Source organism: Micromonospora sp. NPDC005163 (genome assembly GCF_053599835.1).
Map to the genome: position 1 here is coordinate 46,669 of NZ_JBSFYP010000034.1, position 14,968 is coordinate 61,636.

Consider the following 14,968-nt stretch of genomic DNA (forward strand, 5'->3'; position numbering starts at 1 on the left):
AGAGGGAGGACACGTGCGTACCCTGGTCCGATTCCCGCGACGGCCGCGCGTTCCTCGGCTGCGCCCCACCCGGATCCGGCTCGTCCCGGCGCTGGTCGTCGCGATCGTGCTCGCGGCCGCCGTCGCCGGCGCCGGCTGGTGGGGCGACCACCGCGCCGAGCGGCGGGACAGCGCCGTACGCCAGGCGCTGGCCACGGCGCCCGCCGCCGCCAAAGCGATCTTCTCCTACGACTACCGCACGTTCGACGACAGCGTCACCAACGGCCGCGCCTTCGCCACCGGACAGTTCGGCACGGAGTACGAGCAGACCACGACGGCGTTGAAGCAGACCGCGGCCACCCAGCAGGCGATCGTGGCGGCGGAGGTGTCCGCGACGGGCGTGGTGACCGCGACCGCCGAACGGGTCGAGTTGCTCGTCTACCTCAACCAGTACCGGCGCAACGTGAACACGGCCGGGGAGAAGGTCGACCAGAACCGGGTGGTGCTCACCCTGGTCCCGGTGGACGGGGAGTGGAAGGTGGCCAAGGCAGCGGCCATCTGACGTGCGCCGGTGCGGCTGACGTGGGCCGGGGCGGCTCTCGGCGTACCAGGCATCGGTCAAAAACGGTGAAAAGCGTCAAATGGTCGTGATGATCGACCCGGTGGGTCAGTTCCGTCTCCCAGGGTGACTGATGGGCGCTCGACGGGCCGGACCGATACGGGACGTCCTCATGACCTGCTCCTGGCCGGGCAAGGGTTAGGCTTCCTGCCGTGATTGACGTGCAGGGGAGCGGGAGCGACGAGCGGCTGCGTCGCATCGAGGCGGTTACCGACGCCGCGCTGTCCCAGCTCGACGTCAACGACCTTCTGGAAGAGCTGGTTGATCGTATCCGCGAGGTGCTGGGCGTTGACACCGCGGCCATCCTGCTGCTGGACCTGCACGCCCAGCAGTTGGTGACCACCGCGACGAAGGGCCTGGGGGACGACGTCCGCGAAGGTGCGCGGATCCCCGTCGGCAGCGGCTTCGCCGGCCGGATCGCCCAGGAGAAGCAGCCCGTCCTGGTGGAGAACGTCACCGCCGCGGACGACCCGGCTCTGTTCGGTCGCGGAGTCCGCTCGTTGTTGGGTGTGCCGATGTTCGCCGGCGGCGAGCTGATCGGCGTCCTGCATGTCGGCTGCCTGCGGCGGCACCAATTCACCGGTGACGACGTGCAGTTGCTGCAACTCACCGCCGACCGGGCGAGCCTCGCCAGCCGGACCCGGGCCAGTGGCCTCGACCGCAGCGCCGCCCTCGCACTGCAACGAAGCCTGCTACCCACCCACCTGCCCGACGCGCCAGGTGTGGACATGGCAGCCCGCTACGTGCCCGGCCACGACGCCGGCGTCGGCGGCGACTGGTACGACGTGTTCACCCTGCCCTCCGGTTGGCTGGGTGTCGTCATCGGCGACGTGTCCGGGCACGGCCTGCGCTCGGCGGTCGTCATGGGGCGTCTCCGCAGCGCACTGCGCGCCTACGCGCTGGTCTGCGACGACCCGGCCACTGCGTTGACCCTGCTCGACCGCAAGATCCAGCATTTCGAGACCGGCAACCTCGCCACGGTCCTCTACGCCATGATTTCCCCGGACCGCACCGTCATCCGGGTTTCCCTCGCCGGCCACCTGCAACCCGTCCTGGCCGGGCCAGGACACCCCGCCGAGACGCTGCAGATTCCCGTCGATCTTCCCCTGGGTGTCGGCTCACGTCAGCCGGCCCGCCGGTGCACCGACGTCGCGTTCCCCTCCGACGCCCTGCTGATCTGCTACACCGATGGGCTCGTCGAACGCCGCGGCGAGGTCATCGACGTCGGCATCGACCGGCTCTGTGCAGCCGTTGAACCAGGTCTCGCCGAGGAAGTCTGCGCCCGTGTCATGACCACACTCGCCGGCGAGCAGGCCACCGACGACATCGCCCTGCTCGCCATCCACTCGGCCAACAGACGTGTCCCGTGAACGACTCTGACCGGCTGTTCCAGAGCTGTCGCCCATACAGTGCACCTGACCGGTGCCACGCAGGTCCCCGGACTGATCCTGCCGGAGCCGACGCGGCGGCCGGATCACGCACCTCGGAGGCCGCAGCTTGAGTATCTCCGTCGCCACCAGGACCGACAGCTTCGCGCACCCCGCTCTCTTCTACGCCTACCGCGATGACTACCTGGCCGGCACGCTGCCGTTCATCCAGGCCGGCCTCGCCGCCGACGAGCCGGTCATGGTCGCCGTCCCGGGGGACAACCTCGACCACATCCGCGCCGCGCTCGGCACCGACGCGGGCAGGGTGCAGCTGCACGACATGAGCGTGGCCGGGCGCAACCCGGGCCGGATCATTCCGGGTGTCCTGCTCGCCTTCGCCGCCGCCCACGCCGGGAAGCGGGTGCGCATCATCGGCGAACCGATCTGGGCCGGCCGTACCGCGACCGAGTACCCCGCCTGCGCCCAGCACGAGGCACTGATCAACGCCGCGTTCGCCGGCCGGCCGGCCACCATCCTCTGCCCCTACGACACCCGTCACCTGGACCGACGCTGGCTCGACGACGCCCACCGCACCCATCCCGTCGTCCAGCTGGGCAGCGTGGTGCGGGAGAGCCCGCACTACGCCGACCCGGTCGCGGTGGCCGCGGGGTTCAATCTGCCGCTGCAGGACCCGCCCGCCCAGGCGACCACCATCACCATCGACCTGCACGCCCTCTCGGCCATCCGTCGGGTGGTGACCGCCGAGGCCACCGCGGCCGGCCTGCCCCCCGACCGGGTCTCCGACCTCACCCTGGCGGTCAGCGAACTGGCCGCGAACACGATCAAGCACACCGCCGGCGGCGGCACCCTCGCGGTCTGGACCGACGACACCCGGCTGGTCTGCCAGCTCACCGACACCGGGCACATCACGAATCCACTCGCCGGCCGGATCCCGGTGCCGCCGCAGCAGCCCGGCAGCCGCGGGCTCCTCCTGGTCAACCAGCTCTGCGATCTCGTGCGCGTCCACACCGTGCCGGGTGCCACCACGATCCGCCTGCACATGCACCGCTGACGGCCGAGCGACCCGGCAGCCGGAGACCTCAGCCGCGCAGGGTCGTGGACGGCGACTCGCCGAAGCGCACCCGGTAGTCGCCGGCAAAGCGGCCAAGATGGACGAACCCGTGGTGCAGGGCAACGGTCGTCACGGACGCGCCGGGGCCGGCCGCGCGCAGCGCACGGTGGACCGCATCGAGCCGGCATGCGCGCAGGTACGCCGTCGGCGTCGTCTGCAACTCGCGGCGGAAGCAGTCCTGCAGCGTTCGTACGCTCACCCGGAGCGCCTCCGCGACATCCCCGACCGTCAGCGCCTCGCCGTGGTGGTCCGCGATCAGGGCGCAGGCCCGGCGCACGAGGCGCCCGGCGGCCGTGTGGTGTGCCGGCTCGGCGAGCTGGTCGGAATGGGTGTGCCGGTGGGCCAGCAACAACTTGCCGATGAGTCCCTGCTGGAACCGAGCGGCGACCTGAGGGTGGTCGAGCAGGGAGGCGTCCATCGGCTGCGACAGCTCGTCGGCGAGGAAGTCCACACCGCGTGCCCACGCCATCGCGGCGGCCGTGGTCATGGTCATGCCGATGTCGAAGCGGACCGGGCCGTCCACCGGCCGGCCCAGCAGGCGGGCGAGTTCCCGGTCGACGGTGCGCCGGTCGGCGTAGAAGATCCGGTGCGGCGAACCCGCGGACCAGTGCATGTCGGACGCGTCGTAGGGGGAGAGGACGGAGGCGACGTCGGGCGTCGAGGTCACGCTATGGCCGGCGTGCCGCACCATCGTGCTGCCGCTGCGGGGGATCTGCACGAGGTAGAAGGTCTCCAGCGGGCCGGGTTGGATCCGGACCGCCTGGCCGTAGTCGAGGTCGATGACGCCCACGCCTCCCGCGCGACGGGCCGCCATCCGCAGTCGAACGTCGCGGACACCCGCCTGTGGTGTGAGCCGGTGCGGGCAGAAGACGCGACCCACCTCGGCACGAGCGTGCTCGACGTCGTCGGTCCTGACCGTCACGGCATCCATCCGACACCTCCCGGGCGTCCCGCTGCGCTGACCCTAGGACGCGACCCGGGCGGGCAGCACGGGAAAGCCGCCGACCCGACAAGGAACGGCTCGGGTGCCGGCTGCGCGCGGCGGACACACCTCGCGCACGGCGGATAGCGGCCCGTCCGCCGTGCCCGTTAGCGTGCTGACACCGCCAGCGCCTCTGCTGCCGCGGTACCTCGCCAGCGGGTCACACACACTCTCCGGAGGCTGCCATGAGGATCGCCGTCGTCGGCGCTGGATTCGCCGGCCTGAGCGCAGCGAAGGTGCTGCGGCAGAGTGGCTTCGACGTCACCGTGTTCGAGAAGGCGCCCGACGTCGGCGGAGTGTGGAGCCGTACCCGTCGGTATCCCGGCCTTCGTACCCAGAACGACAAGGGCACCTACCACCTCTCCGACCTCCCCATGCCCGCGCACTACCCGCAGTGGCCGACGGGCGAGCAGGTCCAGCAGTACCTGGAAAGCTACGTGGAGATGTTCGGGCTCGACGCTGTCCTGCGTCTCTCCACGGAGGTCGTCTCCGCGGCACTCCTGGACGACGAGACCGGGTGGCTGCTCGCGTCGCGCCCGACGGGTCAGGACCCGGTGACCGTGGAGCGGTACGACCACCTCATCGTCGCCAACGGCATCTTCTCCGATCCTCTCGTCCCGTCCTTCGACGGACGCGAGGACTTCACCGCCGCCGGAGGACGGGTCCTGGCCGCGGGCGATTTCCACGACCTCGCGGCGGCCCGGGGAAAGAACGTCCTCGTCGTCGGCTACGGCAAGTCCTCCTGCGACGTGGCGGTCCCGCTGAGCGACGTCGCCGCCCAGACCCACCTCGTCGCCCGCGAGCTGCTCTGGAAGATGCCCAGGAAGCTCGGCAACTTACTCAACTACAAGTACCTCCTGCTCACCAGGATGGGTGAGGCGCTGTTCCGCTACCTCAGCCTGAAGGGCGTCGAGCGGTTCCTGCACGGTCCGGGAGACGGTCTGCGCCGTACCATGCTCGACAGCGTCGGGTCGGTCGCGACCAGGCAGCTCAAGCTGCGCGAGCTGGGCCTCGTGCCGAACGGCACCTTCCAGGACATCGCCCGCAGCACCGTCAGCCTCGCGACGGAGGGCTTCTTCGAGCGCGTCGCGGACGGCCACATCACCGTCCACCGGGACCGGACGATCAGAGAACTCCTGGTCGACGACGGTCGACCGGCCGCCCGCCTCGACGACGGCACGGTGCTCGCCGCGGACCTGGTGATCTGTGGCACCGGTTTCCGGCAGCACGTTCCGTTCTTCGATGACGCGCTGCACGCCCGGCTCCAGGACGCCGCCGGCAACTTCATGCTCTACCGGCAGATCCTGCCGATCGACGTCCCACGCCTGACCTTCGCCGGCTACAACTCCTCGTTCTTCAGTCCGCTGAGCGCGGAGATGGCCGCGGTCTGGACCGCCGCCCACCTGCGGGGCGGGATCGCACTGCCGCCCCGGGAGCGGATGCGCGAGGAGGTTCGCACGCGGGTGGCCTGGATGGCGGCGCGGACCAGCGGGCGGCACGCCCGGGGCACGAACGTCATCCCGTTCTCGATGCACAACATCGACGAGGTGCTCGATGAGCTGGGGCTCAACCTCGGCCGGTTGGCACGGGCCCGACAGTGGCTGTTGCCCGTCGACCCGCGCTCCTACCGGAGGGTGACGACCCGCATGATCCGGCGTACCGCCGAGGGCCGCGCGACGGACCGGGTCGAACCGACCCCGGCCCCTCGCGCAGCGCGGTGAGGGGGCTGGACCGTCACCGAAGGCGTATTCGCGATAACCGTCAAGGCGGGGTAAATACCGGGATAAAATGCCTCATCACAGATGAGGCTGGACCGGTCGGCGAGGAGGCGCGGGGGCGATGGCGGCGGGGCAGAGCACCGAGCATCGCCACCAGGCTTGGAAGCTGGACGTCCCGGTGCCCGTGCCGGCGGCCCTGGCCGGTAGCTGAACCCCTCCGTGCTGACGGGCGCGGCGTTCCGAGGGCTCGGGGACAGCAGGAGCCCGCAACGGGCAACCGTCCTGGAGTTGCTCTTCGACATCGTCTACGTCTTCGCGCTCGCCCGTCTCGCCGGACGGGTCGCCGACGACCTGACCATCGTCCGGCACTCGCTGCTGTCGGAGGCGGGTCAGACGCTGCTGTTCTTCGCGGCGATGTGGATGATCTGGTCGCTGAACGCCCTGATGGCGAGCACCTACGACCCGCGCCGAACCGACATCCAGATCCTCCTGCTCGCGACGATGTTCGGCACGCTGGTGTTGTCGGTCACCCTGCCCCAGGCGTTCGGGCAGCGCGGTGTGATCTTCGCGTGCGCGTACGTCCTCATTCAGGTCGGCCGCCCGCTCTACCTGACGTGGGCCCTGCGAGGCCATCCGATACGGGAGGTCTCGGCCCGGGTGCTGAGCTGGCACGCGGTGTCCGGCGTGCTGTGGATCGGCGGCGGCATCAGCGGAGGGCTCGGCCGCGGCGTCTTCTGGACCGTCGCCCTCTCCATCGAGGTCGTCGGGGCGGCCACCAACTGGCCCGCCCTCGGGATTGCCGGGGCACGCCGCAACGCCCTGTCCGGGGTCTCCTACATGCACCTCGCCGAGCGGTACAACCAGTTCTTCATGATCGCGCTCGCCGAGGTGGTGCTCGAAGCCGGCCTCACCATCAGTTTCCCGGGCTTCTCGACCCTGCGGACCATCACCCTTGTCGCCGCGTTCGTGGCGGTGGTGGCGTTCTGGCGGATCTACTTCTACCACGCGGGCCCGGGTCGGGACACGACCGCCAGCTCGGCCGGGGAGGGGATGCAACTGTCCCGGTGGGCGAGCTTCAGCCTGCTGCTCATCGTCGGCGGCATCATCTGCCTCGCGGTCGGCTTCGGACAGATCATGGAGGACCCGGATCCGCCGATCGACTGGGCCCTGGTGGTCGTCATCTTCGGCGGCCCGGCGCTGTTCCTGATCGGGCGGACCTACCTGGAGCAACTGTCCCGCACCGGGGCGCGCTGCCGGGTGCTGTTGCTCGGGGCGCTGGCGCTGGTCGTGGCCGCGCCGCCGATGGTGTTCCTTCCGCCGATCGCGGCGGTTGTCACCGCCGGGTCGATCCTGGCCGGGATCGCCATCTCCGACGGGTTCGCCCACCGGCGCGGACCGGAAACCAATCCGCAGCTGTAGCCGGCCTCGGGGTACACCTCTCCGCGCGGGCACGGCAGCCCGAGCGCGTCTTGCCGCCGGCGAGAACCTCGGATAGGTTCTGGGGCACGCCGTCGAGCCGGGAGGAGGTCAGAACAATGTCCGATGTTCTGCGCCCCCTCCGCGCCCCGGCGTCCACGCGGATCTGACCCGGGGCGCTCGCTTTCCGGAGGATCAACCTATGACCGACCTGGTCATCCGTCCGCTCGTCGCGGGCGAGGAACACATGTTCGACTCCATGCCCGATCCGCTGCCCCAACTGCGCAAGGTCGGCTACGCCGACGGGATCGCCGGCGGCGGCTACCGACCCGAGACCACCTGGGTCGCCCTCCGAAGCGGCCGGGTGGTCGCCCGGGCGGCCTGGCTCCTTCCGCCGGGTGCCGTCGGTGCGCCCTGGTTGGAGCGGTTCGACCTGGACGCCGAGCCGGAGGTGGGCGCGGCACTGCTGCGCGCCGCCCACGAGGCGCTGGGCGGTCCCGGCCTGTACTTCGCCGCCATGCCGGCGCACTGGCGGCGGCGGCCCGAGGTGCTGGCCGTGGTGGAGGCGCCGATGGCGGCGGCTCGGCTCGCCGGGCTGGTCGAGCGGGGGGAGCGGCTGAGATGCTCCTGGACGGGCACGCCGTTGCCGGCCACCTCCGGGCGGTACGCCTTCCGCCCGGCCGCCGACCCGACCGAGATCAACGCACTGGTCGCCCGGATCGCCGAGCCGGACGTGCTGACCGGTGTGGAGATAGCGCGGGCGGTCGGCGGCGTCGACCTGGCCACCGACCCGCTGGCCTGGCTGCGGGGTCCGGCGGGGGACTGGCGGGTCGCGCTGGACGACGGCGTGCCGGTCGGGCTTGTCGGACCAGCGGGCGACGCCTGTTACCCGCTCATCGCCTACCTCGGTCTGCTCGACGAGGCCGTCCGGAGTGAGCTGCTGGTCGAGGCGGTCCGGGTGCTGGCAGCCGGTGGCGCGCGGGAGGTGATCGCCGACGTGGACGCCCACCGGGTGGCGGTGCTGGCGGAGTTGGAACGGACCGGGTTCCGACAGCTGCGCTCGCGGGTCCTCTTCGCGCCGGCGACCGGCACGCCGCCCGATCCGGCGGTCGCCGCCGCCGGCCGCCTGGGCTGACCGACCGGGGGTACGCCCTGGCGCCACCAGGGCGTACCCCTACCCACCGCCGCATCGACCGAACGGCCGGTGGGAGGATCTGGCCGTGTCCAAGATCGTTGTCAACCCCTGCCACCAGGCCTGACGTCGATGGACCTGTTCGGTGGGCACCACACCTTCCTCGACTACTGGGTCGCGCTCATCGGCGACGGGCTGACGCTCGTCGTGGCGGCAGTCGTCGGGCGCCTTCTCTGGCCGTCGCGCCGCCGTGAGCCGCGTAGCGCGCCCGCGGACGCGCTCGACTTCGCCGCCGCCACCCGCGTCGCCGAGACCATCGTCTCGGCCGAGGCCGCGGATCCGCTGCTCCGGCCGGAGTCGCGCAGCCGGTTGCTGAGCCACGGCTCCCGTACCGACCGGGCGGTGCTGCTGCTGCACGGATACACCCACGCGCCGGACCAGTTCGACGAGATGGCCGAGGAGTTCTTCGCCCGTGGTTACAACGTCTGGGTTCCGCGCGCTCCCCACCACGGCACGGTGGACCGGCGGGCCCATCATCAGGTCGAGGCCGGTGACCTGACCGCGTACGCCGCCGAGGCGCTGACCGTCGCGGCGGGTCTCGGGGACGAGGTCGGTGTCGTGGGGATCTCCGGCGGCGGGGTTCTGGCCGCCTGGTTGGCCCAGGTCCGCGGCGACGTCGTGCGGCGTCTGCTGCTGCTGTCGCCGTTCTTCGGCCCTGACCCGCGTCAGGCGCCGGCGTTCGCCGTCAAGCCGCTCATCCTGCTGTACGGGCGCCGCATCCTGCCCGACCGTGTCACCTCGCGCGGCTACTCCCTGTCCGCGGTCGCGCAGTACCTGGCGATCGCGCGCGATTTCCCGCGCCCACCACGACGGACCGGTCTGCTGACCGCGGCGGTCGCGATCAGTCCCCTCGACGGGGTGGTGGACCGGCGTGCGGCGGTGACGGTGCCGGCCCGGATCGCCGAGGCGAACGCGATCCCACTGCGGGTCTGCGAACTGCCGGAGTCGTTGGGCGTCCGCCACGACGTGCTGGACCTCGGCGCGCTCGGCACCGACGGATCCGACCTGCGCCGGCGGTACGTCGCGCTGTACGAGGGAGACCCGGTGCCGACGTCCGGACTCGCCCGGACGACCGGCGCGGCCGAGTAGCCGTCGGACGACGGCGGCACTGGGCGCCTGCTGGCCCACGGTCGTGGGGACACGCTGGAAAAACCGGCCGGCGAGGTCGCGTCTGGGCCTTGTTCAACTCCCAGCCCGTTGCCGCTCCAGGCCGTCGAGGAGGGCCTGGAGACCGAACTCGAAGGCCCGGTCGGGAGCGGCGGCATAGGTGGCCGCCGCCGGGGTCTCCAGGCGCGCGCGCAGGCGGGGATAGCGCATGGCGATCTCCTGGGCCCTGGTCATGGCGTCCTGGAACTGTTCCTCGGCGGTGGTGTCGTCCCGGGCGAGTTTCCGGGTGAGCGAGGCGGTCGCGGCGGCGCCGGCCGCGTTGCCGAGGGCGTAGGTGAAGACCGTGGAGGCGGCCTGGTCGGCCTGGGCGCCGCGGAAGCCGGCGGCCTCGTAGACGGCGAGCGTGTGGTCGTCGTGCCGTGCCTTGCCCTCCCCGTAGAGGACGTGTGCGGCGAAGGCCTGCACCAGCCAGGGGTGCCGGGTGAACATTTCGTACAGGTCGACGGCCATGGCGGTGGCCGCGGTCCGCCAGTCGACCGCGTCCAGGTCGGGCAGCGTGAGCTCGCCCCACACCCGGTCGGTGGCGAGAAGCACGAGGTTGTCCTTGTTCTTGACGTGCCAGTACATGGCCGTGGCAGCCGAGTCGAGGCGTTTGCCCAGGGCGCGCATGTTCAGGCCTTCGAGGCCCTCGTCGTCGAGGAGTTCGACGGCGGTGCGGACGATCTGGTCTCGGGTGAGGGTGTCGCGTGCCATGCCCCTCACGGTACGCACTCGCTTGCACAAAGTTCAACGACCGTCTTGCACATTGTTCAAGTCGTCCGCTACCGTCATCACCGCCAGCTACTTGAACAATGTGCAACTCAAGGGAGGCCCCCGTGAACACCCTCGCCGCCGTGATGCAACTGCTCGTCGCCGCAGCCTTCGTCAGCATCCCGCTGGTCCGTCACCGCTTCGGCCCGGTCGCGAAGGCCGCCGCGGAGGCCGAGCTCCGCCGCCAGAACGTCCGCCCGGGGATCCTGGAGGAGAACAGGCTCCGGTTCGACGCCGGTGGCCACGAGACCGCCGCCCCGGTGGCCGTCGCCGCGGTGATGACCGCCACCGCGGCCCTGAACCTCGCCGGCGCCGACCCGGCCCAGCTGCTGACCTGGATCTTCTCCTCGCTGGTCATGCTGATGAACGTGGTGATCGTCTACAGCAACCGCACCGCCGTGAAGTCCGTCCAGGCCGCCTTCCGCCGCAAGGGCGACCCGGAGCTGACCCGCATCCAGGTCGAGCCCTTCCTCGCGGCCGCCGAGGGCGCCTTCCCGCGCTGGGTGCGCGCCCAGACCTACCTCCGCAACACGGTGGTGTTCGCCGGATCCGCCGTCGCCCTGGTCGCCGTCTCCGTCGTCTGACCCTTCGCTCCCGATCCTGCGGCGGCGAGCCGGCGGGTGCACGCAACAGGGCCTTCGCGGCGATGCTGTCGCCGCGAAGGCCCTGCGCCATTGTCGTGCTCCGTCAGTTGACGGGCGGGGTGGCGCCGTTGAACACCGGCGGGGCATATCCCGCTGGCTTGTCGCCGATGCCGAGGCCGGGGCTCACGACCCAGGACTGGTACTGCGGGGTGAACATCCCGTAGGGCATCCCGACCTGCGGTGCGCTGGCCTCCTCGAGCCGGCGACGCGCGTCCGCCGGGATCTCGAAGTCGAGCGCGCCGAGGTTGCTGTCCAGCTGCTCCGGGCTGCTCGCCCCGATGACCACCGAGGCGACCGCCGGCTGGGTCGCCACCCAGTTGATCGCGACCTGGGCCATGCTGCGGCCCAGCTCCGCCGCCACGCCCTCGAGCGCCTCGATCACCTGCCAGTCCCTGGGGTTGATCTCTCGACCCGGGGCGTCGGGATTGGTCAACCGGCCGGTCCCGCTCATGCCCTCGCCGGTCCGCCGGTACTTGCCGCTGAGCAGACCGCCGCCGATCGGGCTCCACGCCGTGAGGCCCATGCCGAGGGTCTGGGCCATCGACACGTACTCCGCCTCGATGTCGCGCGCGACCAGGGAGTACGGAAGCTGCACGGTGATCATCGGGGCCAGCCCGTGCGCCTCGGCGTAGCTCTGCGCCCGTGCCGCGTACCAGGCCGGTACGTCGGAGAGCCCGGCGTACCGGATCTTGCCGGCGCGTACCAGGTCGTCGAGGGTGTGCACGACCTCCTCGACCGGTGTGATCCGGTCCCAGGTGTGCAGCAGGTGCAGGTCGATGTAGTCGGTGCCGAGCCGGCGCAGCGAGGCCTCCACGGCCCGCACGATGTGCTTGCGACCGTTGCCGCTGGCGTTCGGGTCGGTCGGGTCGATGGTGTTGGTGGCCTTGCTGGTGAGCACGAGCCGATCCCGGACACCGGCCCGGTCGATCAGGCGGCCGAGGATGCGTTCGCTCTCACCGGCGGTGTAGAAGTCCGCCGTGTCGATGAGGTTCCCGCCCGCCTCCAGGTAACGGCGGAAGATCGGTTCCGCCTCCTCCTCGGTCCTGCCGTACGCGGCGTGGAACCCATCCACGCCGAAGTTCATCGTGCCCAGCGCCAGTCGGCTCACCCGCAGACCGGACCGCCCGAGCAGGTAGTACTGGTTCATCGTTGCGTCCTCCCGATCGCTCGCCGGCCCGGAGCGGACCGCGCGGCCCAGACTTTTGCTCGGCAAAAATGGACCCGCAAGTCCAAAGAGCGAGCTACGGTTGAACCGCCAGGTCCAGACGAGGAGGCGGTGACGGAGGTTTCATGACGCGCGCGTTGACCCGCAAGGGCGAGGCGACCCGGGCGCGGATCGTCGCCGGCGCCGCCGCCGAGATCCGCGAGCGCGGCGTCGACGAGACACGCCTCGAGGACGTGATGGCCCGCACCGGCACCAGCAAGGGCCAGCTCTTCCACTACTTCCCGGAGGGCAAGGACGAGCTGCTGCTCGCCGTGGCCCAGCACGAGGCCGACCAGGTGCTCATCGACCAGGAGCCGATGCTCAGCAACCTGACGTCCTGGCCGGCGTGGCTGGCATGGCGCGACCGGCTCATCGAGCGCTACCTCGCGCAGGGCGTGAAGTGCCCGCTCAACGGTCTGCTCGGCCAGGCGGGCCGGCGTGGGCCGGGCGCGCAGGCGGTGGTGGCCGGGCTCATGCGGCGCTGGCAGAAGGCGATCACCGAGGGCATCCGGCACATGCAGTCGACCGGGGACATCGCCCCCGAGGTCGACGCCGACCGTGCCGCCGCGGCGCTGCTGGCCGGCATCCAGGGCGGCGTCCTGCTGCTGCTCGCCACCGGGAAGATCGACCACCTTGAGGCCGCCCTGGACCTCACCATCGACTCCCTGCGGGCGGGTTCCCGCACCGCCTGACCGTGTCAGGATCTCCTTTCCGGCCGCACGGGAGCTGGCCCGGAGAAGGGTGGTCGACCATGTCGGTGGGAATGATCGCAACGCTGCTGGGCGGTTCGATCCTGCTCTTCGCCGCGCTGCTGCTGACGATCATCAGCGTGCTGGGACGCCGTGCGCGGTCTGGGCGGCGGGCGGGCCGGTACACGTCGAGGCCGGGCAACTCGTCGGACAACAGCTCGTCGAGCATCGGCGCAGGGTGAGGTCGTGCCGCGCCACACCGAGAGCTGAGCGTCCGCGCTGAGCTATCCTTTCGCCCGAGTTGTTGGAGATCGGAGCAAGCGTGGCAGGTGACGACGACATCTCCGGGTGAGAGCCCGGACCGGCCGCCGACGGGCGCGTGATCGCGCTGCCGTCGCCGCGGCCTCTGTCGTCATGCCCTGCTCCCGCCGGGCCACCTGTGTGCGCCCGGATCTTCCTTCTCCGAGGTCTTCATGTCTGCTCGACCCGCCCTCATCGCCCATGACCTTCTCCGTATCCGGGGTACGCGCCGGGTGCTCGACGGTGTCTCCCTAACCGCCGCGCCCGGCGACCGGATCGGCCTGATCGGTGAGAACGGCACCGGCAAGACCACCCTGTTGCGGGTCCTGGCCGGCGTCGACGAACCGGACTCCGGCACCGTCGCGCGCCCACCGGATCTCGGCTTCCTGCACCAGGAGATGCCCTACGCCGCGTCCGCGACGGTCGCCACGGTCCTGGACGACGCGCTGCGCGAGGCCCGGGCGGACCTCGCCGAGCTGGACCGGCTCGGCGCCGCGCTGGCCGACGCACCGGAGGGCGCCGAGCGGCACGCCGAGCTGCTGGCGGCGTACGGTGCGGCCCTGCAGCGGGCGCAGGACCGGGACGCCTGGGACGCCGACCGGCGTGCCGAGACCGTGCTCGCCGGCCTCGGCCTCGGCGGGATCGCGCACGATCGGCGGCTCGCGGAGCTGTCCGGCGGGCAGCGGGGCCGCCTCGCGCTGGCCGCGATGCTGGTCCGCCGGCCGGATGCGCTGCTGCTCGACGAGCCCACCAACCACCTCGACGACGCGGCGGCGGCGTTCTGCGAGGACCAACTCCGCGCGATGCCCGGGGTGGTCGTGCTGGCGAGCCACGACCGGGCGTTTCTGGACGCGGTGTGTACCGACGTCATCGATCTGGACCCGGCGGTCGAGGGCCCGGTCCGCTACGGCGGTGGCTACAGCGCATACCTGGCGGCCAAGCGGGCCGAGGCCGACCGTTGGCGCCGGCGCTACGACGACGAGCAGGCGCTCCTCGCCGAACTGCGCGAGGCCGCCGCGGTGACCGGGCACCAGGTCGCCCACGGCCGTGGCCCCCGCGACAGCGAGAAGATGGGGTACGGGCACACCGCCGGCCGGGTGCAGAACCAGATCTCCCGCCGTGTCCGCGACGCCACCCGCCGACTGGAGACACTGGAGCGTCACCAGGTCGCCGCGCCACCGGAGCCGCTGCGCTTCCAGGCACCCGTTCTCGCCACCGGCGCCGGCGATGACATCGTCGCCACGATGCGCCAGGTGCGGATACCCGATCGGCTGTGGATGGCGCACCTCGAGGTCGCCGCCAGCGACCGGCTGTTGGTGAGCGGCCCGAACGGTGCGGGCAAGTCCACTCTGCTCGCCGTCCTCGCCGGACGCGTCAGTGGCACCGGAGCCGTCTGGAGGCGGCCGGACCTGCGCGTCGGTCTGCTCACCCAGGACACCACCTTCGAGGATCCGTCGCGGACCGCCCGGGACGTCTTCGGTCGTGCCGTCGGTGCCGAGCGCGCCGAAGCGGTGCCGCTGTCGTCACTCGGGCTGCTCGTGCCCAGGGATCTCGACCGATCGGCGGCGGACCTGTCGGTCGGCCAGCGCCGTCGGCTCGCTCTCGCGGTGCTCGTCGCCAACCCGCCGGACCTGCTCCTGCTGGACGAGCCGACCAACCATCTCTCCCCACGGCTCTGCGACGAGCTGGAGGACGCCCTGGGCACCGGACCGGGCGCCATCATCGTCGCCAGCCACGACCGACGCCTCCGCTCCCGGTGGCCGGGCCGCGAGATCACCCTCACCGTCGGGCCGTCCACCCGCCGTTGAC

14 protein-coding genes are annotated in these 14,968 nt (G+C 71.5%); 11 read left to right on the forward strand and 3 right to left on the reverse strand.

What is annotated here, in order from left to right:
- The first annotated feature begins 13 nt into the window (after positions 1–13).
- The 3 genes from ACWD6N_RS22645 (at position 14) to ACWD6N_RS22655 (ending at position 3,037) form a co-directional block, all read left to right on the forward strand.
- Positions 14–541 carry a hypothetical protein gene (locus ACWD6N_RS22645; RefSeq protein ID WP_387322061.1) on the forward strand — a complete coding sequence of 176 codons (528 nt, stop codon included), beginning with the start codon at positions 14–16 and terminating at the stop codon, positions 539–541.
- A 209-nt stretch (positions 542–750) separates the two neighbouring features.
- Positions 751–1,968 (forward strand): PP2C family protein-serine/threonine phosphatase, encoded by a 1,218-nt coding sequence (locus ACWD6N_RS22650; protein WP_354967453.1) that lies wholly within the window; start codon positions 751–753, stop codon positions 1,966–1,968.
- Positions 1,969–2,095: 127 nt separating this feature from the next.
- Positions 2,096–3,037: a sensor histidine kinase gene (locus tag ACWD6N_RS22655; RefSeq protein ID WP_354967454.1), complete on the forward strand. Its 942-nt coding sequence runs from the start codon at positions 2,096–2,098 to the stop codon at positions 3,035–3,037.
- Between the two features lie 28 nt (positions 3,038–3,065).
- Here ACWD6N_RS22655 and ACWD6N_RS22660 read toward each other — a convergent pair whose 3' ends face one another.
- A complete protein-coding gene (locus ACWD6N_RS22660; RefSeq protein ID WP_354967455.1) occupies positions 3,066–4,019 on the reverse strand; it encodes an AraC family transcriptional regulator in 954 nt (317 codons plus the stop codon).
- Positions 4,020–4,264: 245 nt separating this feature from the next.
- Here ACWD6N_RS22660 and ACWD6N_RS22665 point away from each other — a divergent pair, with 245 nt between their 5' ends.
- The 4 genes from ACWD6N_RS22665 (at position 4,265) to ACWD6N_RS22680 (ending at position 9,494) form a co-directional block, all read left to right on the forward strand.
- Complete coding sequence (locus ACWD6N_RS22665) at positions 4,265–5,800, forward strand: flavin-containing monooxygenase (protein WP_387322064.1); 1,536 nt, start codon at positions 4,265–4,267, stop codon at positions 5,798–5,800.
- A gap of 216 nt (positions 5,801–6,016) precedes the next feature.
- Entirely contained in the window at positions 6,017–7,216 is a 1,200-nt protein-coding gene (locus tag ACWD6N_RS22670) for a low temperature requirement protein A (RefSeq protein ID WP_354967457.1), read from the forward strand.
- A gap of 199 nt (positions 7,217–7,415) precedes the next feature.
- On the forward strand, positions 7,416–8,348 hold the full coding sequence (locus tag ACWD6N_RS22675; protein ID WP_354967458.1) for an acetyltransferase: 933 nt from the start codon (positions 7,416–7,418) through the stop codon (positions 8,346–8,348).
- Positions 8,349–8,477: 129 nt separating this feature from the next.
- Positions 8,478–9,494 carry an alpha/beta hydrolase gene (locus ACWD6N_RS22680; RefSeq protein ID WP_387322067.1) on the forward strand — a complete coding sequence of 339 codons (1,017 nt, stop codon included), beginning with the start codon at positions 8,478–8,480 and terminating at the stop codon, positions 9,492–9,494.
- A 93-nt stretch (positions 9,495–9,587) separates the two neighbouring features.
- On the opposite strand, the gene ACWD6N_RS22685 is transcribed toward ACWD6N_RS22680, so the two are convergent.
- Positions 9,588–10,265, reverse strand: a complete 678-nt coding sequence (locus tag ACWD6N_RS22685; RefSeq protein ID WP_354967460.1) for a TetR/AcrR family transcriptional regulator — start codon at positions 10,263–10,265, stop codon at positions 9,588–9,590.
- A gap of 122 nt (positions 10,266–10,387) precedes the next feature.
- On the opposite strand from ACWD6N_RS22685, the gene ACWD6N_RS22690 reads away from it, so the two are divergent.
- On the forward strand, positions 10,388–10,906 hold the full coding sequence (locus tag ACWD6N_RS22690; protein ID WP_450005159.1) for a hypothetical protein: 519 nt from the start codon (positions 10,388–10,390) through the stop codon (positions 10,904–10,906).
- A gap of 103 nt (positions 10,907–11,009) precedes the next feature.
- On the opposite strand, the gene ACWD6N_RS22695 is transcribed toward ACWD6N_RS22690, so the two are convergent.
- Positions 11,010–12,113 carry an aldo/keto reductase gene (locus tag ACWD6N_RS22695; protein WP_387322071.1) on the reverse strand — a complete coding sequence of 368 codons (1,104 nt, stop codon included), beginning with the start codon at positions 12,111–12,113 and terminating at the stop codon, positions 11,010–11,012.
- A 143-nt stretch (positions 12,114–12,256) separates the two neighbouring features.
- Here ACWD6N_RS22695 and ACWD6N_RS22700 point away from each other — a divergent pair, with 143 nt between their 5' ends.
- From ACWD6N_RS22700 to ACWD6N_RS22710, 3 genes are all read left to right on the forward strand, one after another.
- A complete protein-coding gene (locus tag ACWD6N_RS22700; RefSeq protein ID WP_354967463.1) occupies positions 12,257–12,862 on the forward strand; it encodes a TetR/AcrR family transcriptional regulator in 606 nt (201 codons plus the stop codon).
- 59 nt (positions 12,863–12,921) lie between these two features.
- The gene (locus tag ACWD6N_RS22705) at positions 12,922–13,101 is read left to right on the forward strand and encodes a hypothetical protein (protein ID WP_387322073.1); all 180 of its coding nucleotides are present in this window, start codon (positions 12,922–12,924) and stop codon (positions 13,099–13,101) included.
- A gap of 231 nt (positions 13,102–13,332) precedes the next feature.
- The gene (locus tag ACWD6N_RS22710) at positions 13,333–14,967 is read left to right on the forward strand and encodes an ABC-F family ATP-binding cassette domain-containing protein (protein ID WP_387322075.1); all 1,635 of its coding nucleotides are present in this window, start codon (positions 13,333–13,335) and stop codon (positions 14,965–14,967) included.
- The last annotated feature ends 1 nt before the right edge of the window (position 14,968 follow it).